The following is a 25,395-nucleotide window of genomic DNA, read 5'->3' on the forward strand; positions in this document are numbered from 1 at the left end:
TGAAAAACTGACAGTCAAAAGAAACGGCGAGCATCCAACGTGTCGATCCAAACCCCTGCCACGGCCCCTCACGCCGGCAACGCGCCGGTCACCGAAGACCTCGGGCCGCTGGCCTGGGTGCTGGGAGAGATCCAGAAATCCCTTGACGGTGTAGGCAAGTCGTTGCGGCGCTTCGTGCGCGAAGTGGATGCCGCGTCCGAGCCGGAGGCCGGCCCGCTGCAGATGGCCCGCCAGCAGCTGCACCAGGCCGTCGGCGCGCTCCAGATGGTGGGGCACTCCTCGCCCGCGCTGGTGCTCGGCGCCATCGAGTTCGCCGTGCAGGGCTTCATCGCCGAGCCGCAACGCTGCACCGAGGCCGCGGTGCTCAAGATCGAGCGTGCGGGCTTCGCCGTCACCGACTTCCTTGGCGCGCTGCTGGCCGGCAAGCCGGTGTCGTCGGTTGCGCTCTTCCCGCAGTACCGCGACGTGCTGGAGCTGGTGGGCAACGAGCGCGTGCACCCGGCCGACCTGTGGAGCACCGCCTGGCGCTGGGTCGAGATCAAGCCCGCCGTCACGCAGGCCGCCGTCGCCTACGACCCGGCCGTGCGCTCGCGGCTCGACCGCGAGGTGCTGCAGGTCGTCAAGAGCGGCGACACCCAGGCGGCGCGCCGCCTCCATGCGCTGTGCCTGGGGCTCGGCCGCGGTGCGCTGCTGCCGCGCGTCTCCAGCTTCTGGACCCTGGCCGCCGGTTTCTTCGAGGCCCTGGCCGCGGGGCTGATCCAGCCCGATGCCTACGTCAAGCGCGCCGCCTCGCGCGTGCTGCTGCAGTACGCCACGCTCGCGCGCGGCGACAGCCTGGTGTCCGACCGGCTCGGCCAGGACCTGCTCTTCTTCTGCGCGCAGGCCGTGCCCGGCCCCGGCGACGACGCCGCCACGCTGCGCACCGTGCGCACCGCCTGGGGCATCTCGGGCGAGCAGCGCGTCGACTACAACGTCGAGCAGTTCGGCCGCTTCGATCCGCTGGTGCTGCAGCAGGCGCGCAAGCGCATCGAAACCGCCAAGGAAATGTGGTCGGCGCTCTCCGGCGGCGACATCACCCGCACCCGCCAGGTGGCCGATACCTTCGCTCAGCTGGGCGAATCGCTGCAGAAGCTGCATCCGCCGATCCTGCCGATGGTGCAGGCCCTGACCCACGCGGTCGAGGCCTCGGTGCGTTCCGGCCAGGCGCCGGGCACCGAGCTCGCGATGGAAGTCGCCACCTCGGTGCTCTACCTGGAGGCCGCCCTCGAGGACCTGGACCCGAGCGATCCCCAGCTCACCGCCCGCACGCTGCAGCTGGCGGGCCGCATCGAGCGCGTGCGCGCCGGCGGCCATTCGGAGCCGCTCGAGCCGTGGATGGAGGACCTCTACCGCCGCGTGAGCGACCGCCAGACCATGGGCACCGTGGTCGACGAGCTGCGCAGCCACCTGAGCGAACTCGAGAAGTCGCTCGACCAGTATTTCCGCCGCCCGGCCGAGAAGGGCCTGCTGCGCACCGTGCCCACGCAGCTGCTGCAGATGCGCGGCGTGTTCTCGGTGCTCGGCCTCGAGCAGGCCGCGCACACCGTGCAGCGCATGCGCGAGGACGTCGAGGCGATGCTCGTCAGCACCTCGCCGGCCGAGGAGATGGCCGGCTTCGACGCGCTGGGCAACAACCTCGGCGCGCTGGGCTTCCTGATCGACATGCTGGGCTACCAGCCCGCGCTGGCCAAGCGCCTGTTCGTGTTCGACGCCGACGCCGGCGAACTCAAGCCGCTGATGGGCCGCCAGGGCACCGATGCAACGGCCGGCGACGCCCCGGCCGCAGGCCAGGCGCCCGCCGCCGAGGCCGTGCTCAGCATCGAGGAAGTCGACGCGCAGATCGCTTCCAAGCTCGCGGCGCTCGCCGCGCCCAAGGCCAAGCCTTCGCCCATCGAGGAATTCAGCAAGAAGGCCGACAGCTGGACCCAGAAGATCTCCGGCCCGGCCGAGCTGCCCGACACCGAAGTCACCGAGCTCGAAGAAGACGACCTGCAGAACATCTTCCTCGAGGAGGCCCGCGAGGTCGTGCAGAACGGCCTGGCCGCCATCGAGGAGCTCGCCAGCTACCCCGACGACACCGAGGAACTCACGATCCTGCGGCGTGCCTTCCACACGCTCAAGGGCAGCTCGCGCATGGTCGGCCTCACCGAGTTCGGCGACGCCGCATGGGCGCTCGAACAGGTGCTCAACACCTGGCTGGCCGACCAGCGCCCCGCCACGCCGGCGCTGCTGGAAGGCACCGAACGCACGATGAAGGATTTCGGCCAGTGGGTCGAAGCCATTGCCGCGGGCTCAGCACAGGGCTGGCAGTCCGCCCCGTTCAGCCGCGTGGCCAATGCGCTGATGGCCGGCGAGCCGGTGCCCCCGCCGGTGCGCATGGCCGATGCCGAGGCCCTGGCGGTCGCCGCGCGCCACATCGCCGCCGAAGCGCCGGTGACTGCGCCCTCGCCGCTGGAAACTCCGGCGCCCGTGGTTGCGCCGGCGCCGGTCGCGGCGGAGCTGCCGCCGCTGCGCCTTCCTGACCTGCCCGACCTGTCGCTCACGCCGGACGCGCCCGCACCCACGCCTGAGCCCGCACCGGCCGCCGCCTTCGAGCTGCCGCCGCTGCAGCCGCTCGACTGGCAGGAGCCGGTGAAGGCCGGAGCGCCCGAGGCCGACGACGATTTCGCATCCACCGACTTCCTCGATTTCGAGTCGAAGCAGCAGACCGAAGAACCAGCGCCGCTGGTCTTGCCCAGCGGCGAGATGTTCGACTTCCTCGCGCCGCCCGCCAGGACGCCCGCGACCGTCGAACTCAAGCAAGAGCCCGCCGAGCCGGCCGCCCCCGCGCCGGAACCCGTCGCCGTCACCGTGCCCACCACCGCCGGCCTGCCCGACCTGCAATGGGAGCCCGAGCCGCTGCCCGTGCAGGCCGAAGCCCCCGTCGCGGAGCCGGAACCCGAGCCCGTGCCCGCTGCGGAAGCTGTGGAGGCCGTGGAAGCCCCGCTGCCCGACGTGGCGCCGGCCGCCGTGCCCGAGCCGCTGCTGGCGGTCGAACCCGAACCGGAACCGCAGCCCGAGCCCGCCCCGGTGGCGCAGGCCGAGGAAGTGGTCGTGCCCATCTTCGAGGCGCCCGCCGTTCCCGCCGAGGCGCAGATCCTCGTCGCCGATGTGGTGGAGGCCCCTGTGCCTGAGCCCGTGGTCAGTGTGGAGCCGGCCGAGCCCGTCGAAGCCCCCGCTCCCGTCGTCGCGCAGGAAAGTGCCGAGGACCAGGTCAAGGTCATCGGCCCGCTGCGCATCGGCATCCAGCTCTACAACGTCTACCTCAACGAGGCCGACGAATGGTCGCGCCAGCTCGCCACCGACGTCGGCGAGTGGGCGCTCGAATCGCACGAGCGCCTGCCCGACTCGACCATCGCGCTGGCCCATTCGCTGGCCGGCAGCTCGGCCACGGTCGGCTTCCACAGCCTGTCGGGCATGGCCCGCCTGTTCGAGGCGGCGCTGCAGCACCTGCAGATGCAGGGCAGCGGCACGCGCGAGCAGGGCATGGTTCTGGTGGCCGCGGCCGACGAGTTGCGCCGCCTGCTGCATCAGTTCGCCGTAGGCCTGCTGCGCGACCCGGCCGAAGGCACGCTGCAGGCCCTGCGCGACATCGCCAATTCGCCGATGCCCACCGAAGTGGCCATGCGCGCCGAGGCCCGGCCACTGCATCAGGTGGTGGCCAGCGAGCCCGTCGCCGACGTGGCGCTAGACGACTCCGAGGACGCCATCGACCTGGCCGACGCGGTCGACGTCGACCTGTTCCCGATCTTCGAGGAAGAGGCGGCCGAACTGCTGCCGCAGCTCGGCGAGGCGCTGCGCCAGTGGGCGCATCACCCCGACGACAGCGCGCCGCGCGCCTCGGTGCTGCGCACGCTGCACACGCTCAAGGGCAGCGCCCGCCTGGCCGGCGCCATGCGTCTGGGCGAGCGCGCGCACCGCATGGAGTCCGAGATCGAAGTCCTGGGCTCCCAGGGCGCCGAGCGGGCCGACATCGAGAAGCTGCTGGGCCGCCTCGACGTGCTGCAGGCCACCTTCGACGCGCTGCGCGCGGCCGACGACGCCACGCAGGTCGAACTGGCCCAGATCGTTGCCGCCGCCACCTCGGCCGCGCCCGTCGCCGTCGCTTCGCAGGCGCCCGAGGCTGCCGTGCCGGCCAACGACGAAACCGTCGAGCCCGTGGCGAGCCTGGAAGACCAGCCCGCCGCCACCTCGGCGGAGGCCGCGGCCGATCACGCCGCTGCGCCGCAGGTGGCTGCCGCCGCCAGCCCGCAGCCGCGCCCGGCGCCGGCCGCGCTGGTGGCGCCGCTGCGCCCCGCGAGCGGCCAGGCGGTGCGCATCCGCACCCAGCTGCTCGACCGCCTGGTCGCGCAGACCGGCGAGGTCATCATCACGCGTTCGCGCCTGGAGGCCGAGCTCGGCCAGCTGCGCGGCTCGCTCGCCGACCTGACGGGCAACCTGGACCGCCTTCGCCAGCAGCTGCGCGACATCGAGGTGCAGGCCGAAAGCCAGATGCAGTCGCGCCTCGCGCAGGCCAAGGACTCGCAGCAGAGCTTCGACCCGCTGGAGTTCGACCGCTTCACCCGCGTGCAGGAGCTCACGCGCATGATGGCCGAGTCGGTGAACGACGTGGCCACCGTGCAGCGCACCCTGCAGAAGACGGTGCAGGCGACGGAAGACGACCTCAGCGTGCAGGCGCGCCAGACGCGCGAACTGCAGCGCGGCCTGCTGCGCACGCGAATGGTGGAGTTCGAGGGCATCTCCGACCGCCTCTACCGCGTGGTGCGCCAGGCCTCGAAGGACACCGGCAAGCAGGTGCGCCTGGACATCGTCGGCGGCTCCATCGAAATGGACCGCGGCGTGCTCGACCGGATGACGCCCGCCTTCGAGCACCTGCTGCGCAACTGCGTGGCCCACGGCATCGAGGATGCGGCGGTGCGCGAGAGCGCCGGCAAGGACGCCAGCGGCCTGATCGTCATCGACCTGCATCACGAGGGCAACGACGTGTCGGTGAGCTTCCGCGACGACGGCGCCGGCCTCGACCACAGGCGCATCGCCGAGCGTGCGCGCACGCTCGGCCTGCTGGGCGCCGACCAGGAGCTCACGGCCGAGGAGGCCACCGAGCTGATCTTCAAGCCCGGCTTCTCGACGGCGGGGCAGGTTTCCGAACTCGCCGGCCGCGGCATCGGCATGGACGTGGTGCGCGCGCAGATCGCGGCGCTCGGCGGCCGCATCGAGACGCACAGCACGCCGGGCCAGGGCACCACCTTCAAGCTGGTGCTGCCGCTGACCACCGCCGTGACGCACGTGGTGATGCTGCGCGCGGGCGAGGTGTCCATCGGCGTGCCGTCGAACCTGGTGGAGCTGGTGCAGCGCGTGGGCGCGTCCGACCTCGAGGCCGCCTACCTGCACAACAGCCATCCCTTCGGCAGCGAGCAGGTGCCGTTCTACTGGACCGGTGCGCTGCTGCAGGCCTCCACCCGCAGCGAGCACGGCCCGGCCAAGAACAACACCATCGTGGTCGTGCGAAGCGCGGCGCAGCGCGTGGCGCTGCACGTGGACGAAGTGCTGGGCAACCAGGAAGTCGTGGTGAAGAACCTCGGCCCGCAGCTCGCGCGGCTGCCCGGCCTGGCCGGCATCTCGGTGCTGGCCTCGGGCGCGGTGGCGCTGATCTATAACCCGGTGGCGCTGGCCGCGGTGCACGGCGAACAGGCGCGCGAGCGCCAGGCCGCCGCCGCGATCGCCGCCGCGGCCCCGGCGGATCAGGGCGAGGCCGAGCAGGGCGCGCCGCAGCAGCCCCTGCAGGCGCTGGCGCCGGTGGTGCCGCAGATCCCGCTGGTGCTGGTGGTGGACGATTCCATCACCGTGCGCCGCGTCACGCAGCGCCTGCTGCAGCGCGAAGGCTATCGCGTGTCGCTTGCGGCCGACGGCCTGCAGGCGCTGGAGCGGCTGCAGCAGGAGCGCCCGGCGGTGGTGCTGTCGGACATCGAGATGCCGCGCATGGACGGCTTCGACCTGGCCCGCAACATCCGCGCCGACGCGGCCCTGGCAGAGCTGCCGATCATCATGATCACCTCGCGCATCGCCGAGAAGCACCGCGACTACGCGCGCACGCTGGGCGTGAACCACTACCTCGGCAAGCCGTACTCGGAAGAGGAGCTGCTGCGCCTGGTGCGTGCGTACACGAGCGAGCCGGCGCTGGCGGTCGCGGCCTGACGCGACCGGTCTGCCGCTCCATCGAAAAAGGGCCCCTGGGGCCCTTTTTTCTTTTCCGGTTCCGGTGGTCGCTATTTCTGCAGCGCCTTCGCCCGCGCCACGCCGTAGCGCTGCAGCGTCTTCTCGCGCGCCTCTGCATGGTCGACCACCGGCTTGGGGTAGGTCTCACCGAGCTTGATGCCGGCGGCTTCCAGTTCCACCGGCGAGGCCAGCCAGGGCGCGTGGATCGTGGTGCTCGACAGCCCCGCGAGCTGCGGCAGGTAGCGGCGGATGAACTTGCCCTCGGGGTCGAAGCGCTCGCTCTGGGTCACCGGGTTGAAGATGCGGAAGTAGGGCTGGGCGTCGCAGCCGCTGGAACTGGCCCACTGCCAGCCGCCGTTGTTCGAGGCCAGCTCGAAGTCGTTCAGGTGCAGCGCGAAGTAGGCCTCGCCGCGGCGCCAGTCCAGACCCAGGTCCTTGCACAGGAAGCTCGCGGCCACCATGCGCAGGCGGTTGTGCATGTAGCCGCTCTGGTTGATCTGCAGCATGGCGGCGTCCACCAGCGGGTAGCCGGTGCGGCCGTTGCACCAGGCATCGAAGAGCTGGTCGGCGTGCTTGCCGTGGTGCCACTGGATCTTGTCGTACTCGGGGCGGAAGCTCTTCGACTCGCCGCCCTGGTGAACGTGCGGGAAGTGCGCCAGGATCTGGAAGTAGAACTCCCGCCAGATCAGTTCGCTCAGCCAGGTCGCCGCACCCGTGTTGCCCTGCAGCGAGAGCTGGTGCGACACGCTGGCCAGCTGCCGGATCGACACCGTGCCGAAGCGCAGGTGGATGCCCATGTAGCTGGGGCCGCGCACGGCGGGGAAGTTGCGTGCCTCGTCGTAGCGGTCGATGCGCTCGAAGAAGTCCTCGAAGAGCTTGCCGGCGCCGCGGGTGCCGGTGGGGATCTCCAGCGTCGAGAGGTTGCTCTTCTCGAAGCCGATCTCGCGCAGCGTGGGCACCGGCTCGCCGTAGGCCTGGGGCGAGGGGGCGAGCGCATCGGCGTGGTTGCGCACCGGGTACGACTTCAGGAAGAAGGCGTCGAGCTTCGCCAGCCAGGCCCGCTTGTAGGGCGTGAACACCGTGTAGGGCTGTCCGGTCTTGGTCATGACCTCGTCGCGGTCGAAGACGGTCGAGTCCTTGTAGGTGTGGAAGGTCACGCCCGCGTTGGCCAGCGCGCCGAAGACCTTGGCGTCGCGCTCCAGCGCGTCGGGCTCGTCGTCGCGGTTGGCGAAGACGGCCTGCACGCCGAGCTCGCGGGCCAGGGCCGGAATCTCCTGCGCCGCCACCGCATGCCGCACGATCAGCCCTCCGCCCAGCGCGCGCAGCTCGGCCTCCAGCTCCACCAGCGATTCGCGGATGAACTCCACCCGGCGGTCGACCGTGGGCAGGGCGTCCAGGATCGCCTTGTCGAACACGAACACGCACAGGACCTGCCTGCAGGCCCGGAGCGCACGGTAGAGGGCGGCGTTGTCGTCCACGCGCAGGTCGCGGCGGAACCACATGAGCCCTTTGGGATAGGTCTTGTCGACGGCCAGTAAAATCGGAGGCATATGGCCGCCGATTCTGCCCCGATGAACCTCACGCATCACTTTTTGATAGCGATGCCCGGGATGGAAGACAAAACTTTCAACCGCAGCGTCGTGTACCTCTGCGAACACAGCGAGCGCGGCGCGCTCGGCCTTGTGATCAACAAGCCCAGCGACATCAACCTCAAGGTGCTCTTCGAGAAGATCGAGCTGCACCTGGCCCGCCCCGAGCTGGGCGAAGCCCCCGTCTTCCAGGGCGGGCCGGTGCAGACCGAGCGCGGCTTCGTGCTGCACGAGCCGGTCTTCTCCCAGGCCGAGAAGCCCGAGGAATCCGTCTACGCCTCGACCATGACAATCCCCGGCGGGCTCGAGATGACCACTTCCAAGGACGTGCTGGAGGCCCTGGCCACCGGCGCGGGCCCGCGCAAAGTGCTGGTCTCCCTGGGCTACGCGGCCTGGGGCGAAGGGCAGCTCGAATCCGAGCTGGCCGAGAACAGCTGGCTCACCGTGGGCGCCGACCCGGCGGTGATCTTCGACACCCCGATCGAGCAGCGCTACGACAAGGCGCTGATGCTGCTGGGCCTGGAGGCCTGGAAGCTGTCCCCCGACGCCGGACACGCCTGATGAACCTGGCTCGCCCCCAGGCTGCGCGCACTTCGTGCCGCTTCGCCAACTCCCTGCCGCGGGCGGGCCGGCCGCTTCGGGCGGCCGTGCGCGGCGGCCCCCTGTGAACGGACCGGCGATGTCTGACAGCGCCCGGTCCCCAGCGCCTGCCGTTGTTCCCTCCCATTTCCAGAGCTTCCTGGCCTTCGATTTCGGCCTGAAGCGCACGGGCGTGGCCAGCGGCAACCGGCTGCTGCGCACCGCCACGCCCCAGCCGACCATCAAGGCCGAGGGCGACGCGCGCTTCGCGCAGGTCGAGGCGCGCATCAAGGAATGGCAGCCCGACGCGCTGGTGATCGGTGTTCCCTGGCACCCCGATGGCGCCGCGCACGAGAACACCCGCCGCGCGCAGAAGTTCGCGCGCCAGCTGCGCGGCCGTTTCAATCTCCAGGTGTTCGAGGTCGACGAGCGCTACAGCACCACCGAGGCGCTGGCCTCGGGGGCGCGCGATGCCGATGCTGCGTCGGCCTGCATCATCCTGGAGCAGTTCCTGAGGAGCCTGGAGCAATGAGGCTCTCCCCCAGGCTTCGCGCACTTCGTGTCGCTTCGCCAACTCCCTCGCCGGGGGCGACACCTGTGGCCCGGCGGAGCCGGTTCCGCGGTGTTCCCCGAGCTTTCCGTTTTCCTTGCCTTGTCCTGGAGCAATCATCTTGAGTTCTGTCGTTCCTGACGCCGAGGCGTTGTATCTCGATCTGCTGGCCGGCGTGAAGCCGCTGGTGCGCCCTGAAACGAAGCTGGTGGGCATCACCTCCGGCGGCGCCTGGCTGGTCGAGCGGCTGCAGAAGGACCTGGGCCTGCCCGGCGCGCCCGGCGTCATCTCATCGGCCATGCACCGCGACGACTTCGCGCGCCGCGGCCTTTCGGCCAGCGCGCAGACCTCGCTGCCCTTCGACGTGAACGGCGCCGACGTGCTGCTGCTCGACGACGTGCTCTACACCGGCCGCACCATCCGCGCGGTGCTCAACGAGCTGTTCGACTTCGGCCGTCCGGCCAGCGTGCGCCTCGCGGTGCTGGTGGATCGCGGCGGCCGCGAGCTGCCGGTGGCGGCCGACTTCGCCGCCGCCACGTTGACGCTGCCCGACACGCAACTGCTCGCCCTTGCACGCGCCAATGACGGCGCCTTCAGCCTCAAGGTGGAGGAGAACAGGTAAATGCTCTACAAGCGAAACCCCCAGCTCAACAAGAACGGCGAGCTGATCCACCTGCTGTCGATCGAGGGCCTGCCCAAGGACATCGTCACGCACATCCTCGACACGGCCGCCAACTTCACGAGCGTGAGCGACCGCGAGGTGAAGAAGGTGCCGCTGCTGCGAGGCAAGAGCGTGTTCAACCTGTTCTTCGAGAACAGCACCCGCACGCGCACCACCTTCGAGATCGCGGCCAAGCGCCTGAGCGCCGACGTGATCAATCTCGACATCGCGCGCTCCTCGGCCACCAAGGGCGAGTCGCTGCTGGACACCATCGCCAACCTGAGCGCCATGGCCGCCGACCTGTTCGTGGTGCGCCACAGCGAGTCGGGCGCGCCCTACCTGATCGCGCAGCACGTCGCGCCGCACGTGCACGTGGTGAACGCCGGCGACGGCCGCCACGCGCACCCGACGCAGGGGCTGCTCGACATGTACACGATCCGCCACTACAAGAAGGATTTCTCGAACCTCACGGTCGCCATCGTCGGCGACGTGCTGCATTCGCGCGTGGCGCGCTCCGACATCCACGCGCTCACCACGCTGGGCTGCGCCGAGGTGCGCGTGGTCGGCCCGAAGACGCTGGTGCCCGGCGACATGGCCGGCATGGGCGTGCGCGTGTGCCACACGCTCGAAGAGGGCATCAAGGACTGCGACGTGGTCATCATGCTGCGCCTGCAGAACGAACGCATGAGCGGCGCCCTGCTGCCGTCGTCGCAGGAGTTCTTCAAGACCTTCGGCCTCACGCAGGAGAAGCTGCAGCTGGCCAAGCCCGACGCCATCGTGATGCACCCGGGCCCCATCAACCGCGGCGTGGAGATCGACTCCGCCGTGGTCGACGGCAAGCAGAGCGTGATCCTTCCGCAGGTCACTTTCGGCATCGCCGTGCGCATGGCGGTGATGAGCATCGTGGCGGGCAACGAGGCATAGAAATGTTGCTTGCCACCAGTCTTCGCGCACTTCGTGTCGCGTCGCCAACCCCCTGCCGGGGGCAGCACCGGTGGCCCGGCGAAGCCGGCGCCACGGTGTTTCCCGAAAAGGCCCTGACTGTCAGCGGAAGTACAGACGCATGAACATCCAAATCACCAACGGCCGCGTCGTCGACCCCGCGTCGGGCACCGATCAAAAGGCCGACATCGCCATCGCCGACGGAAAGATCACCGGCATCGGCAGCAGCATCCCCGCCGGCTTCCAGGCCGAGCGCACCATCGACGCCTCGGGCTGCATCGTCGCGCCCGGCCTCGTGGACCTGGCCGCGCGCCTGCGCGAGCCGGGCTACGAGCACGAGGGCATGCTCGAGAGCGAGATGGCCGCGGCCATCGCCGGCGGCGTCACCAGCCTCGTGTGCCCGCCCGACACCGACCCGGTGCTCGACGAGCCCGGCCTGGTCGAGATGCTCAAGTTCCGCGCCGAGAAGCTGCAGGCCGCGCGCCTGTTCCCGCAGGGCGCGCTCACCCGCGGCCTGGCCGGCGGCGTGCTGACCGAGATGGCCGAGCTCACCGAGGCCGGCTGCATCGGCTTCGGCCAGGCCGACGTGCCGCTGGGCGACACGCAGGTGCTGCAGCGCGCGCTGTCGTACGCCAGCACCTTCGGCTACACCGTGTGGCTGCGCCCGCAGGACCGCGACCTCGGCAAGGGCGTGGCCGCCAGCGGCCCGCTCGCCACGCGGCTGGGCCTGTCGGGCGTGTCCGTGTCGGCCGAGACCATCGCCATCTTCACCATCGTCGAGCTCATGAAGAGCACCGGCGCGCGCGTGCACCTGTGCCGCATCTCCAGCGCCCGCGGCGTGGAGCTGGTGCGCCAGGCCAAGGCACAGGGCCTGCCGATCACCTGCGACGTGAGCATCAACTCGCTGCATCTGGCCGACACCGACATCGGCTACTTCGACAGCCGCGCCCGACTGAACCCGCCGCTGCGCCAGCAGGGCGACCGCGACGCGCTCTCGGCCGCGCTGGCCGACGGCACCATCGACGCGCTGGTGTCCGACCACACGCCGGTCGAGGCCGACGCCAAGACGCTGCCCTTCGCCGAAGCCGAGGCGGGCGCCACCGGCCTCGAACTGCTGCTGCCGCTCGCGCTGCGCTGGGGCGAGCGAAGCGGCGCCGGCATCGCGCGCGCCATCGAGGCGGTCACCGCCGCGCCTGCGCGCCTGCTGGGTGCCGACCATGCAGCCACCGGCATCGGCCGCCTGCAGCAAGGCGGCGTGGCCGACCTGTGCATCGTCGATCCCGCACTCGAATGGCAGGTGGAGCCCGGCGCGCTCAGGAGCCAGGGCAAGCACACGCCGTTCGCGGGCTATCCGCTGCAGGGCCGTGCGCGGCATACGCTGGTGGCCGGCCGCGTCGTCCACGAATAGAAATGAAGCGCACCCCGAGGCTTCGCGCACTTCGCGTCGCTGCGCCAACCTCCTTGCAGAGGGCAACACCAGCGGGCCGGCAAAGCCGGTTCCGCGGTGTTCCACGACCCTGCATGGAAGCCACCGAGAGGGCGCCCGTGCGATGCTGCATTCGCTGAAAGCCTGCTGGCGCCTGCTGCGCGCGGTGATGCATGCGGCCTCGGGCTGGTGGACGATCCGCTTCACCTTCCCGAAGCTCTCGCCCGACCAGCGCAACGCGCGCGTGCAGGCGTGGTCGCGGCGCATGCTGGAGCTGATGGGCATCACGCTGGTGGTGCAGGGCACGCCGCCCGCCAAGGGGCCGGCGCTGCTGATCTGCAACCACCTCTCGTGGCTGGACATCACCACCATCCACGCCGCGCGGCACGTGCGTTTCGTGTCGAAGTCGGACGTGAAGTCGTGGCCGCTGATCGGCACGCTGTCCAACGGCTCGGGCACGCTCTACATCGAGCGCGAACGCCGCCGCGACGCGCTGCGCGTGGTGCACCACATGACCGACGCGCTGCGCAACGGCGACCTGATCGGCGTGTTCCCCGAAGGCACGACCAGCGACGGCCGGGGCCTGCTGCCCTTCCACGCCAACCTGCTGCAGGCGTCGATCTCCTCGGGCGCACCGGTGGTGCCCGCCGCGCTGCGTTTTGCCGATGCCGCCACCGGCGAGACCAGCCAGGCGCCGCGCTACGTCGACGACGACAACCTCGTCGTGTCGCTGTGGAACACGCTGCGCGCGCCGCCGCTGCTGGCCATCGTGCGCTTCGGCGAGCCGCAGGACCCGCACGGCCGCGACCGCCGCGCGTGGGCGCAGTCGCTGCATGAAGACGTGCAGCAGCTGCGGCGCGAAACGCACTGACCGGTTCGGCAGCAAGGAAAAAGGCGCTTCGTGAAGCGCCTTTTTCCATTGTCGACAAGCCGGTGACGACCTCGATCAGTCCTGCTCGCCCGTGGGCACGAAGCCCAGCCGGCGCGAGATCTCCAGCGCGCAGGCTCGCAGCGGCGCGGCCACGCGGCCGTCCCACTCGCGGTCGAAGGTGGCTTCGGGCCCCATGGCGGTGATGCCCAGCACCAGGTTGTTGGTGGAGTCGAACACCGGTGCGCAGAAGGCGTCGATGCCGGGGATCGGCTGGCCCAGCGTGCGCGACATGCCGTGCAGCCGCGTCTCGACCAGCAGCGTCTCGATCTCTGCGCGCGAGAGCTCGGCGGTGGCGCCGCGGCCATCCGCGGGGCGGGTGCGCGCCAGGTCTTCCAGCATCATCTTTTCGACCACCTTGGGCGGCAGGTACGCCGCGAAGAGCCGGCCGGTCGCGGTGTAGGCCAGCGACATGACGGTGCCGGTGCGCAGGTTCACGTGCAGCGGGTGGATCGGCTCTTCCAGCCGCACCACGGTCGGCCCGAAGTTGCCCCACACGGCCACCGCGATGCTCTGCTCAGTCTCCGAGGCGAGCTGTTCGATGAGGGGCGACGCCTCCTTGATCGGATCGAGCCGCTGCAGCTTGGCCAGCCCCAGCTGCAGCGCCAGCGGGCCCAGCTCGTAGCGGCCTGCGCTGTCCTGCACGACGAAACCGACCTTCAGGAAGCTGACGAGATAGGGGTGCGCCTTGCCGGGGGGGACGCCCGCGGCCTTGCCCAGGTCGCGCAGCGCCATGGGCGCCACATGGCGCCCGAGCGCCACCAGCAGTTGCGTTCCGATTTCGACGGACTGAATGCCACGTCTTGGCTTTTCCATGGGGCGCCCGGCGTGGGGAGTGAGAGTGGGGGCGAGTATAGCCATCGGGGTTTCTACTGATATGGTCGTATTCAATCGATGATGATTGATCATCTGATAGTAACGAAGACACTTGACCATATCAATGTCGCTGCCTAAACTGCGCCGCAACTTTGGTCTTACACAAACACGCGAACAGACAGAGACATGGAACAGAACACTTTTGAATGCGACGTGCTCGTCGTCGGCAGCGGCGCATCGGGCATGGCCACCGCGGTCACTGCGGCATCGCAGGGGCTGAAGGTGCTGGTGGTCGAGAAGGAGCCGCGCTTCGGCGGCACCACCGCACGCTCGGGCGGGTGGCTGTGGATTCCGGGCACGCGCCTGGCCACGGAGCAGGGCATCCACGAGCCCGAGGGCGCCGCGCTCGAATACATGAAGCACGAGGCCACCACGCACTTCGACGCCGCGCGCGTGGGCACCTTCCTCGAGATGGGCCCGAAGGCCATCGACTTCTTCACGCGCAACACCTGCGTGCAGTTCGACATGCCGGCCGTCTTCCCCGACTACCACGCCGAGGCGCCCGGCGGCCAGCAGGGCGGCCGCTCGATGGTCACGCGCCCGTTCGACGGACGCGAGCTGGGCAAGCGCATCAAGCAGCTGGCGCCGCCGCTGCCCGAGCTCACCGTGTTCGGGATGATGTTGGGCTCGGGCCCCGAGATCAAACACTTCATGCGGGCCTTCAAGTCGCCCACCTCGTTCTGGTACGTGACGAAGCGGCTGAGCCGCCACTTCCTCGACGTGCTGCGCCATGGCCGCGGCATGACGCTGACCAACGGCAACGCGCTGGCCGGCCGCCTCGCCAAGGCCGCGATGGACAAGAACATTCCCGTGTGGCTCTCGTCGCCGGTGAAGAAGCTGGTGGTGGAGTACGACGGCGTCTCCGGAGCCGTGGTGCAGCACGAAGGCCAGAACGTGCGCGTGGTCGCGAAGCGCGGCGTGGTGCTGGCCTGCGGCGGCTTCCCCTACGACGTGGAGCGCCGCAAGCAGCTCTTCCCGCACGCGCCCACCGGCCGCGAGCACTACTCGCCATCGCCCTCGACCAACACCGGCGACGGCCTGCGCCTGGCCGAAGCGGTGGGCGGCCGCGTCGACGGCACCATCCCGCACGCAGCGGCCTGGGTGCCCGCGTCGGTCACCACGCGCCCGGACGGCAGCAAGGGCGTGATGCCGCACTTCATCGACCGCGCAAAGCCCGGCGTGATCGCGGTCACCGCCAAGGGCCGGCGCTTCACCAACGAAGGCAACTCGTACCACGACTTCGTGCAGGCGATGGTCAAGGCCTGCGAGGGCGAGCCCGAAGTCACGGCCTGGCTGCTGTGCGACCACAAGGCGCTGCGCAACTACGGCCTGGGCTGCGTCGCGCCCGCGCCGCTGCCCATCGGGCGGCACCTCAGGAGCGGCTACCTCAAGCGCGGCGCCACCGTCGGCGAACTGGCCAAGGAAATCGGCATCGCGCCCGCCACGCTCGAAGCCACCGTGCAGGAGTTCAACAAGGGCGCGCGCAACGGCGACGACCCGGCCTTCGGCAAGGGCAGCAAGGCCTACAACCGCTACCAGGGCGACGCGAACGTCACGCCGAACCCGTGCGTGGCGCCGCTGGAGAACGGCCCGTACTACGCCATCAGGCTGGTGATCGGCGACATCGGCACCTTCGCCGGCCTCGTCACCGACGAGAAGACGCGCGTGCTCGACGCCAACCGCCAGCCGATCAAGGGCCTCTACGCGGTGGGCAACGACGCGGCCAGCGTGATGGGCGGCAACTACCCCGGCGCCGGCATCACGCTCGGCCCGGCGCTGACCTTCGGCTACGTTGCCGGGCTGCAGGTCGCGCAGGCCGAGGCCAAGGCCGCGGCGCAGCTGAAGGTGGAGCAGCGCGAGGCCGTGCCGGTCGGCCGCGCCGCCTGAGCCTCATCCATACATACATAGACAGAGAAAGAAGGAGACACCGATGGCCTTTCCATCCACCGTCGCACCCCGCCTGCTCGAAGGCCGCCTGGCCTTCATCACCGGCGCGGGCCAGGGCAACGGCCGCGCGCTCGCGCTGGGCCTGGCGCAGGCCGGCGCGCGCGTCGTCGTCACCGACATGAACGACGCCACCGTCAGCGAAACCGCGCAGCTGGTGCGCGACGCGGGCGGCGAGGCCTGGTCCTTCGTGCTCGACGTCACCGCCCCCGAGGCCTGCCAGGCGATGGCCGAGCGCGTGGGCAGGGAGATCGGCAACGTCGACCTGCTGGTCAACAACGCCGGCATCATCATCCGCGAGAACACCAGCAGCCCGAACGCCGCGGCCAACTGGAAGAAGACCATCGACGTGAACGTGCACGGCACCTTCAACACCACGCTGGCCTTCATCCCGATGCTCAAGCAGACGAAGGGCTCGATCATCAACATCGCCTCCATCGCCGCCTATGCGGGGCAGGGCGCGAGCCTGGGCTACTCGCCCTCGAAGGGCGCGATCAAGATGCTCACGCAGTCGCTCGCGCAGGAACTCGCGCCTGCCGGCGTGCGCGTCAACGCGCTGGCCCCCGGCGTGATCGAGACGCCCATGACCGCGGCCACGCGCGAGAACCCGCAGCGCCTCGAATCGTTCATGACCCGCATCCCGATGGGCCGCGTCGGCCAGACCGAAGACCTGGTGGGCCCGGTGATCTTCCTGGCCAGCGACATGTCGCGCTACGTCACCGGCATCGTGCTGCCGGTGGACGGCGGCTTCCTCGCCGTCTGAGCCTCCTTCCTGCCTTCTGCTTTCCGCTTTTTCCGCTTCCTCGTCCGTCAACCTCAGGAGACAAAAAATGAAAACCATCCGTCTGTACAAGACGCTGCTCGCCGCAGCCGCGTTCGCCGCCTTCGCGGCCGGCGCAACCGGCGCCATGGCGCAGGACATCAAGGTCGGCTACAACGGCGACCTTTCCGCATCGCCCTCGGCGCAGAGCGGGCAGGCCGCGGTGCTGGGCATGGAAGCGGCCATCGCCGACATCAACGCCGCCGGCGGCGTGCTCGGCAAGAAGCTCGCGCTGGTCACGCGCGACGACGTGTCGGCCCCGCCCAAGTCGATCCAGAACATGAGCGACCTGATCGACAACGAGAAGGTGGTGGCGGTGTTCGGCCCCACAAACTCGGGCAACGCGATGGCGTGGAAGCACATCGCCAACCAGAAGAAGATCCCAGTGCTGGGCAACGTGGGCTCGGGCACCGACATCACCAAGCCGATGAGCCCCGGCGCCGACAACTACATGTTCCGCGTCTCGATGGTCGACCGCGAGCAGGTCGCCGCACTCATGGCCTACGTGAAGAAGAACACCGCCGGCTCCAAGGTGGTGGGCCTGATGGCCGAGACCACCGGCTACGGCCAGGGCGGCCTGAAGGACATGGAAGAGATCGCCAAGCTGCAGGACATCAAGATCGCCGCCACCGAGCGCTTCGGCGTCGGCGACACCGACATGACCTCGCAGCTGTCGAAGATGAAGGCCGCCAACGTCGACACCGTGGTGGTGTGGGCGCAGGGCACGCCCATCGCGCAGCTGGTGCGCAGCATGGAGAAGATCAACTACTTCCCGCTGACGCTCACCTCCTGGGCCGCCGACAACATCACCTTCTACGACGCGGCGGGCAAGGCGCTGGCCGAGAAGCCCATCTTCATGCGCACCGTGAGCGAGACCCGCACGCCCGCGCAGCAGAAACTGTTCGACCGCATCGGCGCCAAGCTGAAGGCGCCCGGCTCGTTCTCGTTCGCGCTGCACGGCTACGACTCCATGCAGCTGCTGGCGCAGGCCATGAAGCAGGCCAACAGCACCGACGGCGCAGCGGTGCGCGCGGCGCTCGAAGACCTGAAGACGCCCGTGCAGGGCGTGCTGAAGACCTACGACAAGCCCTTCAGCAAGACCAACCACGAGGCGCTGACCGCCAAGGACCTGGTCTGGATCCGCTGGAAGGACGGCAAGCTGCTGCCCTACAGCGACGCGCTGATCCAGGGCCTCAAGCCGGCCGACTTCAAGCAGTAAGCAAGACAGAAAGATGAGGCGCGACCGGCCTGCCCGCGCGGCAGCCGGCGCCGTCTCGCAACGGAGATACACAACATGGTTGAAGCGCTCCTGCAGGCGCTCATCAGCGGGCTCGCCGTCGGCGGTGCCTATGCGCTGGTGGCGCTGGGATTCAGCATCACGTTCACGACCACCAAGACGCTGAACTTCTCGCACGGCGAGTTCGTCTCGGCCGGCGCCTTCATCGGCATGAGCGCCCTGTTCCTGGTACTGGGCAAGCCGCTGAGCTCCACCACCTTCGGCGACGCCGTGCCCGGCGCGGGCGCGCAGCTGTTCGCGCTGCTGGCCGCGCTCGGCGTGATGGGGCTGCTGGGCTGGCTGCTCTACGTGCTGGGCGTGCGGCCCTTCGCCGGCCGCCCCGGCATGGCCTGGGTGATGAGCACGCTGGGCTTCGGCGTGATCCTGCAGAGCGTGGGCCTCGCCATCTGGGGCCCGAAGCCGGTGGTGGTGCCCGCGCCCGTGGGCGACACCGTGATCCGCCTGTTCGGCGTGGGCGTGCGTCCGCAGGAGCTGCTCACGCTCGGCGTGGCCGTGGTCGTGATGCTGGGTTTCGACCGCGTGATGAACCGCACCATGGTCGGCAAGGCGATGCGCGCGGTGGCGCAGAACGGCAACGTCGCGAGCCTGATGGGCATCAACACCAACGCGATGATGATCGGCGCCTTCGTCGTCAGCTCGGCGCTGGCAGGGCTCTCGGGCTTCCTGCTCGCGCCCATCGCGCAGGCCTCGCTCTTCATGGGCCTCACCGTGGGGCTCAAGGGCTTCTCGGGCGCGATGATCGGCGGGCTGAGCAATCCGCGCGGCTGCGTGATCGGCGGTTTCCTGCTCGGCGTGCTCGAGTCGATGGTCAACCTCTGGCAGGCGCAGTGGCGCGAGGTGGCGGTGTTCGCGCTCGTCATCCTCGTGCTGGCATTCCGTCCCACGGGCCTGTTCGGCCGCTCGACGGTGGAGAAGGTATGAAGCGCCTGGCCCATCCCCTTGCCGTGGTGCTGGTCGCGGCGGTGCTCTGCGGCATCGTCTCGATGTCGGGCAACGACTACTACCTGCGCATCGCCTTCATGATGTGCGTCTACTACCTCTGCGCCGCCGGCATGAACGTGCTGGTGGGCTACGCGGGGCAGAAATCGCTCGGCCAGGCCGGGCTGTTCGCGGCCGGCGCCTACGGGGTGGCGCTGCTGACATCGCGCACCGACATGGACCCGTGGCTCGCGCTCGCGCTGGCCGCCGTCATCTCCGGGCTGTGCGGCGTGCTGATCGCGCTGCCCTCGCTGCGCGTGAAGGGGCCGTACCTCGCCATGGTCACGCTGGCCTTCGGCATCGTGGTCGAGAAGCTCGTGGGCGAATGGACCGACGTGTTCGGCGGCGCCCAGGGCATCTACGGCATCCGGCCGCTGACCTGGAAGGGCGCGCCGCTGGACACCACGCAGTGGGTGATCCTCGGCATCGTGCTGTGCGCGGCACTGCACCTCTTGCTGCGCAACCTGCTGGGCGGCCGCTTCGGGCGCGCGCTGCTGTCGCTGCAGGCGGACGAGATCGCGTCGTCCTCCGTGGGCGTTCGCGTGTACCGCGCCAAGGTCATGGCCTTCGTGGTCGCGGCCGTCACCTGCGGCATCGCGGGCGCGCTGGTGGCGCAGCAGAACCAGTACATCAACTCCGACTTCATCACCTTCCACCTGTCGATCTTCATCCTGCTGCTGGTGCTGTTCGGCGGCGCGGGCTCGATGTACGGCCCGCTGGTGGGCGCGGTGCTGCTCACGCTGACCGACGCGCTGCTCGCGCGCTGGCCCTCGGCACAGCACTTCCTCTATGGCTTCCTGCTGCTGTTCGCGCTGTACGTGATGCCCGGCGGCGTGGTGGGCCTCTTCAACAAGTGGTTCATGAAGTCGCGCCATCGCGGCGAAGGCGCGGGCGGCAGCGGCGTGCCGGGCCAGATCGGCCCCGGCGGCGAAGGCGAGCTGCTGGTGGTGCAGGGCGTGACCAAGTCGTACGGCGGCGTGAAGCCGGCGCAGGACGTGTCGTTTCGCCTGCAGCGCGGCCACATCCATGCGCTGATCGGGCCGAACGGCGCGGGCAAGAGCACCATGATCAACATGCTCACCGGCGTGATCGAACCCGACGCGGGCTCGATCCGCTTCCTGGGCCGCAACATCGTGGGCCAGCCGGCGCACGCCATCTGCTGCATGGGCATGGGCCGCACGTTCCAGAACCTGCGCCTGTTCGCGGATCTCTCGGTGCTCGACAACGTCATGCTCGGGCGCCACAGCCGCATGAGCAACGGCTTCGTGTCGTCGCTGGTGGCCTGGCCCACCGCGAACCGGCAGGAGAAGGCGACGCGCGAGCGCGCGCTGCAGCTGCTCGACCTCGTCGACCTCGGCCACCTGGCGCACTGGCCCGCGGGCAGCCTGCCCTACGGACTGCAGCGCCGCGTGGAACTGGCGCGCGCACTGGCCACCGAGCCGCAGCTGCTGCTGCTCGACGAACCGGCCGCGGGCCTCAACCCGCAGGAGACGGCCGAGCTCGGCGAGCTGCTGCTGCGCATCGGCAAGTGCGGCGTGTCGATCCTGATGGTGGAGCACCACATGGACCTGGTGATGTCGATCTCCGACCACGTGATCGTGCTCGACTACGGCATCAAGATCGCCGAGGGCCGGCCCGCCGAGGTGCAGGCCAACCCGCGCGTGGTCGAGGCCTACCTGGGCGTGGACGACGAACAAGAAGAGGCACTGGCCACGGCCATGCCGGCCTGAGCAGAAAGACCGAAACCATCATGCTGAAAATCGAATCGGTGAAGGTCTCCTACGGCGCCATCGAGGCCGTCAAGGGCGTGAGCCTGGAAGTGCGCGCGGGCGAGGTCGTCACCATCATCGGCGCCAACGGCGCCGGCAAGAGCACGCTGCTCAAGAGCATCGTCGGGCTGGAGCCCGTGGCCGAGGGCCGCGTGCTGATCGACGGCAGCGACTGCACCCACGTGCCCTCGCACAAGCGCGTGGGCCTGGGCGTGGCGCTGTCGCCCGAGGGGCGCGGCGTGTTCCCCGACCAGACCGTGCGCGAGAACCTGATGCTCGGCGCCTATTCGCGCCGCGGCGACAAGGCCTTCGTGGAGCGCGGCATCGAGCGCGAGTTCGCGCGCTTCCCGCGCCTGAAGGAGCGCCAGCACCAGCCTTCGGGCACGCTGTCGGGCGGCGAGCAGCAGATGCTCGCGATCGCCCGTGCGCTCATGAGCGAGCCGCGCCTGCTGCTGCTCGACGAGCCCTCGCTGGGCCTGGCGCCGCTCATCATCAAGGACATCTTCGACGCCATCCGCCAGCTGCGCAGTTCGGGCCTGACCATCCTGCTGGTGGAGCAGATGGCCAAGCAGGCGCTGGGCGTGGCCGACCGCGCCTACGTGCTCGAGACCGGCTGCATCACGCTCGAGGGCTCGGGCCGCGAGCTGCTCGACAACCCCAAGGTGAAGTCCGCGTACCTCGGCACGCATTGACCCGCATCGCTCATTTCAAAGGAACTCCCAATGACCACCAAGAAATTCGCCAGCCACGCCGACCTCGAGGAAAAGAAGGTCTCGTTCACCCGCCTCTCGGAGAACGCCTACGCCTACACCGCCGAGGGCGACCCCAACACCGGCATCTTCATCGGCGACGAGGCCGTGATGGTGGTGGACACGCAGGCCACGCCGGCGATGGCGCAGGACGTGATCCGCCGCATCCGCGAGGTGACGCCGCTGCCCATCAAGTACGTGCTGCTGTCGCACTACCACGCGGTGCGCGTGCTGGGCGCCTCGGCCTACTTCAAGGAGGGCGCCGAGCAGATCATCGCCAGCCGCGACACCTACGACCTGATCGTCGAACGCGGCGAGCAGGACAAGGCCAGCGAGATCGGCCGCTTCCCGCGCCTGTTCCGCAACGTCGAGTCGGTGCCGCCGGGCCTGACCTGGCCGACCATGACCTTCGACGGCACCATGAGCGTGTGGCTGGGCAAGAAGCTCGAAGTGAAGATCGCGCAGGTGGGCCGCGGCCACACCAAGGGCGACACCATCGCCTACCTCGAAGACCAGAAGATCTGCTTCGCGGGCGACCTCGTCGAATACCAGAGCACCGCCTACGCCGGCGACTGCTACTTCCGCGACTGGCCCGCCACGCTCGACCGCCTCGCCGGCTTCGGCTTCGAGAAGCTGGTGCCCGGCCGCGGCGCCGCGCTGGAGAACGCAGCCGACGTGCGCAAGGCCATCGCCTCCACGCGCGCCTTCATCTCCGACGTGTACACGCTCGTCAACAATGGCGTGGCGCAGGGCAAGACGCTGAACGCGATCTACAAGGAGACGGTGGCGGCGCTGCGCCCCACCTACGGCCACTGGGTGATCTTCGACCACTGCATGCCCTTCGACGTGACGCGTGCGTACGACGAAGCGACGGGTCACGTCCACCCGCGCATCTGGACCGCGGAGCGCGACATCGAGATGTGGAACGAGCTGGAGGGATGACCTCCCCAGGACTGTTGATCACCCCCAGCCTCGCCCACTTCGTGTGGCTCGGACACCCCCTCGCGGGGGCGCACCCTGCGGCCCGGCAGAGCCGGTTCCGCGGGAGCCTGCGAAGGGGCCTCGCTGCGCGGGCCGTGGCGTGGTGTTGTCTTTTGACGAACGATTGAAATGAACAAGTCTGCGCCGTCGTCATCTTCATCGTCCTCTGCGGGCGCCACACCGGCCGCCGTGCAGGCCTGGCTGCTGCTGGGAATGCTCGTGTGGGGCGTGAACGTGTCGGCGGTGAAGGTGCTGACGGGCTTCTTCGAGGCGCTGCCGCTGGCGGCCTTGCGCATGGTGGTGGCCTGCATGGCGCTGAGTGCGATCGTGCTGTGGCGGCGCAGCGGGGTGCCGGCGTTCGGCATGCGGCGTCTCGCGGCACTGGCCGGCTGCGGCTTCCTGATGGTGTACGCCAACCAGATCCTGTTCGCGCTGGGGCTGCAGCGTTCGACGGCCACCAATGGCGCGTTGATCATGGCGCTGAGTCCGCTGGTGTCGGCGCTGATGGCAGCGCTGGTGTTTCGCGAGGCGCTCACGGCGCGGCGTCTGATTGGCGTGGCGCTGGGCTTCGCGGGTGTGGCGGCGGTGGTGCTGAGCCATCCGGGCGCGAGCCTGTCGCATGCGGGGCTGGGCGACCTGATGCTTGCGCTCTCGGTGGTGAGCTTCGCCGTCGGCGGTGTGGGCGTGCAGCGCCTGGCCCGGCAGATCGATCCGCTGTCGATGAGCTGGGGAATCTACGTGATGGGCACGGCGATGCTGGTGGTGCACGCGCTGCTCGGGCCGTCGCCGCTGGGCGCGGCGCAGCTCTTTCCGGGTGCGTGGCCGTGGGCGCTGGTGCTGTTCTCGGGCGTGGCCGCCACCGCCGCGGGCAACCTGATCTGGAACCGCGCCATCTCGGCCATCGGCGTGGCGCGCACCGCCGTCTTTCTCTACTGGGTGCCGGTGTTCGGCGTCGCGGTGGCGGCGCTGCTGCTGGGCGAGAGGCTGACGTGGTGGCACCTGTTCGGCTTCGCCGCGGTGATGAGCGGCACCTGGCTGGGCACACGGCCCGCCGCTGCCGTTGCCGCAACCGTGTCCAAGCCTGCTCCCTGATTTCTTCCTCCATCCATGTCTTCCGTCGATTCCCTTCCCCTGCTGTTCCAGCCCCTGCAGCTGCGCGGCCTCACGCTGGCCAACCGCGTCGTCATTTCGCCGATGTGCCAGCACGCCGCCGACCGCGGCCATGCCACGCCGTGGCACATGGTGCATTTGGGCAAGTTCGCGCTCGGCGGTGCGGGGCTGATCCTCACCGAGAGCACCGCGGTCGATCCGCGCGGGCGCATCGGCACGGCCGACCTCGGGCTGTGGAACGACAGCCAGATCGCGCCGCTGAAGGCCGTGGTTGACTTCGTCCATGCCCAGGGCAGCGCCATCGGCGTGCAGCTCGCGCATGCAGGGCGCAAGGCCGGCAGCGAGCCGCTGTGGGAGGGCGGCGCCGCGCTGGCCGACGCGCGCATGGCCGCCGACGAGGAGCCGTGGGAGCGGCTGGGACCGAGTGCGATCGCGGCGGGGCCGGGCTGGTCGGTGCCGCGCGCACTCGACGCCGACGGCGTCTCGGCGGTGGTTCAGCGCTTCGTCGATGCCACGCTGCGCGCGGACAAGGCGGGCTTCGACGTGGTCGAGCTGCACTTCGGGCACGGCTACCTGGTGGCGAGCTTTTTGTCGCCCAACGCCAACCATCGCGACGACGCGCTCGGCGGCAGCCGCGACAACCGCATGTGGCTCGCGCTGGAGATCGCGCAGCGCGTGCGCGCCGCATGGCCCGCGCACAAGCCGCTGTTCTGCCGCCTCTCCGCGGTCGACGGCACGCTCGACGGCTGGAACCTCGACGACTCGGTGGTGCTCGCGCGCGAACTCAAGCGCTGCGGCGTGGACGTGATCGACTGCTCGTCGGGCGGGCTCACCGAGGAGACGCGCGCGCTGCCCGTGCCGCGCGGGCTGGGCTTCCAGGTGCCGTTCTCGGCGCGCATCCGGCGCGAGGCGCAGGTGCCGACGCAGGCGGTCGGGATGATCGTCGATGCGCATCAGGCCGAGGCTGTGCTCGCGGCGGGCGACGCCGACCTGGTCGCGCTCGGCCGCGAGGCGCTGTTCGATCCTTACTGGGCACACCACGCAGCCGCCGCGCTCGGCGCGGACCCGGGCTTCGAGCGATGGCCGGTGCGCCACGGCGTATGGCTGTCCAAGCGCGCACCCGGCCTGGCGCGTGCGCGCGCCGAAGCCCGCGAACAGCAACCCGACGACCAGGAGACAAGCAGATGACCGAACCGACGACCCTGCGCATGGGCCTGATCCGCAAGAAGCCCGCATGGACCGACGAGGCCTTCCGCAGCCACTGGCGCGACAGGCACGGCCCGCTGGTTGCGCAGCTGCCCACGCTGCGCAGCTACCGCCAGAACCTCGTGCTCGACCGGCTGCAGCGCGGCATCGACTTCGCGCGCGGGCCTTGGGACTTCGACGGCTTCTCGCAGCTGCGCTTCGACGAGGGCGCGCAGGCCGATGCGGCCTTCAACACGGGCGAGCTGGCCGCCGCCATCCGCGCCGATGAGGAGCGCTTCCTCGGCGGCCTGCACATCGTGACCGTCGCGCAGACCGAGGTGGTCGCGCTGCCGCCGAAGCCGCAGGGCCTGCTCAAGCGCATCTCGCTGCTACGCCGGCCCATCGAACAGTCGGAGGACGACTTCCGCCGCGAGTGGAAGGTGCACGCCGACCACGTTCGCCGCATGCCCGGCGTGAGCGGCTACCGCCAGAACGTGGTGACCGCGCGCGAGTTCGTGAAGGGCACGCCCTGCGGCTATGCCGAGCTGCCGATCGACGGCATCGTCGAGCTCTGGTTCGAGAACACCGACACGCTGGATGCCGCCTTCGCCTCGCCGCAAGGGCGGGTGACGATGGCGCACGCGCTCACCTTCCTCTCGGAGATCACGGCCTTCGTGGTGGAGGAGCACCGCGTGGTGTAGGTCCTGCGGCGGCGCT

19 protein-coding genes are annotated in these 25,395 nt (G+C 69.9%); 17 read left to right on the forward strand and 2 right to left on the reverse strand.

Going from position 1 to position 25,395, the window contains the following annotated elements:
- The first annotated feature begins 39 nt into the window (after window positions 1–39).
- Window positions 40–6,273, forward strand: a complete 6,234-nt coding sequence (locus tag FHY06_RS35095) for a hybrid sensor histidine kinase/response regulator (RefSeq protein ID WP_184607050.1) — start codon at window positions 40–42, stop codon at window positions 6,271–6,273.
- A 71-nt stretch (window positions 6,274–6,344) separates the two neighbouring features.
- Here FHY06_RS35095 and FHY06_RS28175 read toward each other — a convergent pair whose 3' ends face one another.
- Window positions 6,345–7,844, reverse strand: coding sequence for a cryptochrome/photolyase family protein (locus tag FHY06_RS28175; protein WP_184607052.1), 1,500 nt, complete (start codon window positions 7,842–7,844; stop codon window positions 6,345–6,347).
- On the opposite strand from FHY06_RS28175, the gene FHY06_RS28180 reads away from it, so the two are divergent.
- The 6 genes from FHY06_RS28180 to FHY06_RS28205 all read left to right on the forward strand — a co-directional run bounded on the left by FHY06_RS28180 (window position 7,845) and on the right by FHY06_RS28205 (window position 12,912).
- A complete protein-coding gene (locus FHY06_RS28180) occupies window positions 7,845–8,444 on the forward strand; it encodes a YqgE/AlgH family protein (protein ID WP_019656268.1) in 600 nt (199 codons plus the stop codon).
- Between the two features lie 118 nt (window positions 8,445–8,562).
- Window positions 8,563–8,994: a Holliday junction resolvase RuvX gene (gene ruvX / locus FHY06_RS28185; RefSeq protein WP_020723217.1), complete on the forward strand. Its 432-nt coding sequence runs from the start codon at window positions 8,563–8,565 to the stop codon at window positions 8,992–8,994.
- A 139-nt stretch (window positions 8,995–9,133) separates the two neighbouring features.
- Window positions 9,134–9,634: a bifunctional pyr operon transcriptional regulator/uracil phosphoribosyltransferase PyrR gene (gene pyrR, locus FHY06_RS28190; RefSeq protein ID WP_019656266.1), complete on the forward strand. Its 501-nt coding sequence runs from the start codon at window positions 9,134–9,136 to the stop codon at window positions 9,632–9,634.
- Entirely contained in the window at window positions 9,635–10,597 is a 963-nt protein-coding gene (locus tag FHY06_RS28195) for an aspartate carbamoyltransferase catalytic subunit (protein ID WP_019656265.1), read from the forward strand.
- Between the two features lie 139 nt (window positions 10,598–10,736).
- Window positions 10,737–12,023, forward strand: a complete 1,287-nt coding sequence (locus FHY06_RS28200; protein WP_132753526.1) for a dihydroorotase — start codon at window positions 10,737–10,739, stop codon at window positions 12,021–12,023.
- Window positions 12,024–12,165: 142 nt separating this feature from the next.
- Entirely contained in the window at window positions 12,166–12,912 is a 747-nt protein-coding gene (locus tag FHY06_RS28205; protein ID WP_132753528.1) for a lysophospholipid acyltransferase family protein, read from the forward strand.
- 75 nt (window positions 12,913–12,987) lie between these two features.
- On the opposite strand, the gene FHY06_RS28210 is transcribed toward FHY06_RS28205, so the two are convergent.
- Window positions 12,988–13,785: an IclR family transcriptional regulator gene (locus tag FHY06_RS28210; RefSeq protein ID WP_019656262.1), complete on the reverse strand. Its 798-nt coding sequence runs from the start codon at window positions 13,783–13,785 to the stop codon at window positions 12,988–12,990.
- A 186-nt stretch (window positions 13,786–13,971) separates the two neighbouring features.
- Between FHY06_RS28210 and FHY06_RS28215 the strand changes: the two genes are divergently transcribed.
- From FHY06_RS28215 to FHY06_RS28260, 10 genes are all read left to right on the forward strand, one after another.
- Window positions 13,972–15,732, forward strand: coding sequence for an FAD-dependent oxidoreductase (locus tag FHY06_RS28215; RefSeq protein ID WP_019656261.1), 1,761 nt, complete (start codon window positions 13,972–13,974; stop codon window positions 15,730–15,732).
- 43 nt (window positions 15,733–15,775) lie between these two features.
- Complete coding sequence (locus tag FHY06_RS28220; protein ID WP_019656260.1) at window positions 15,776–16,552, forward strand: SDR family NAD(P)-dependent oxidoreductase; 777 nt, start codon at window positions 15,776–15,778, stop codon at window positions 16,550–16,552.
- Window positions 16,553–16,619: 67 nt separating this feature from the next.
- Window positions 16,620–17,828, forward strand: a complete 1,209-nt coding sequence (locus FHY06_RS28225) for an ABC transporter substrate-binding protein (RefSeq protein ID WP_019656259.1) — start codon at window positions 16,620–16,622, stop codon at window positions 17,826–17,828.
- A 75-nt stretch (window positions 17,829–17,903) separates the two neighbouring features.
- Entirely contained in the window at window positions 17,904–18,827 is a 924-nt protein-coding gene (locus FHY06_RS28230; RefSeq protein ID WP_019656258.1) for a branched-chain amino acid ABC transporter permease, read from the forward strand.
- Entirely contained in the window at window positions 18,824–20,614 is a 1,791-nt protein-coding gene (locus FHY06_RS28235) for a branched-chain amino acid ABC transporter ATP-binding protein/permease (RefSeq protein WP_184607053.1), read from the forward strand. The genes FHY06_RS28230 and FHY06_RS28235 overlap by 4 nt, the downstream gene beginning before the upstream one ends.
- Before the next feature lie 20 nt (window positions 20,615–20,634).
- On the forward strand, window positions 20,635–21,345 hold the full coding sequence (locus FHY06_RS28240; RefSeq protein ID WP_132753534.1) for an ABC transporter ATP-binding protein: 711 nt from the start codon (window positions 20,635–20,637) through the stop codon (window positions 21,343–21,345).
- A 30-nt stretch (window positions 21,346–21,375) separates the two neighbouring features.
- Entirely contained in the window at window positions 21,376–22,344 is a 969-nt protein-coding gene (locus FHY06_RS28245) for an MBL fold metallo-hydrolase (RefSeq protein WP_019656255.1), read from the forward strand.
- Between the two features lie 168 nt (window positions 22,345–22,512).
- Complete coding sequence (locus FHY06_RS28250; RefSeq protein WP_260310733.1) at window positions 22,513–23,475, forward strand: DMT family transporter; 963 nt, start codon at window positions 22,513–22,515, stop codon at window positions 23,473–23,475.
- Window positions 23,476–23,490: 15 nt separating this feature from the next.
- Entirely contained in the window at window positions 23,491–24,681 is a 1,191-nt protein-coding gene (locus FHY06_RS28255) for an NADH:flavin oxidoreductase/NADH oxidase (RefSeq protein ID WP_184607054.1), read from the forward strand.
- Window positions 24,678–25,379 (forward strand): EthD domain-containing protein, encoded by a 702-nt coding sequence (locus FHY06_RS28260; RefSeq protein WP_132753538.1) that lies wholly within the window; start codon window positions 24,678–24,680, stop codon window positions 25,377–25,379. Before FHY06_RS28255 ends, FHY06_RS28260 begins: the two co-directional genes overlap by 4 nt.
- The last annotated feature ends 16 nt before the right edge of the window (window positions 25,380–25,395 follow it).

This window comes from Variovorax atrisoli (assembly GCF_014195185.1).
GTDB lineage: Bacteria > Pseudomonadota > Gammaproteobacteria > Burkholderiales > Burkholderiaceae_C > Variovorax > Variovorax atrisoli.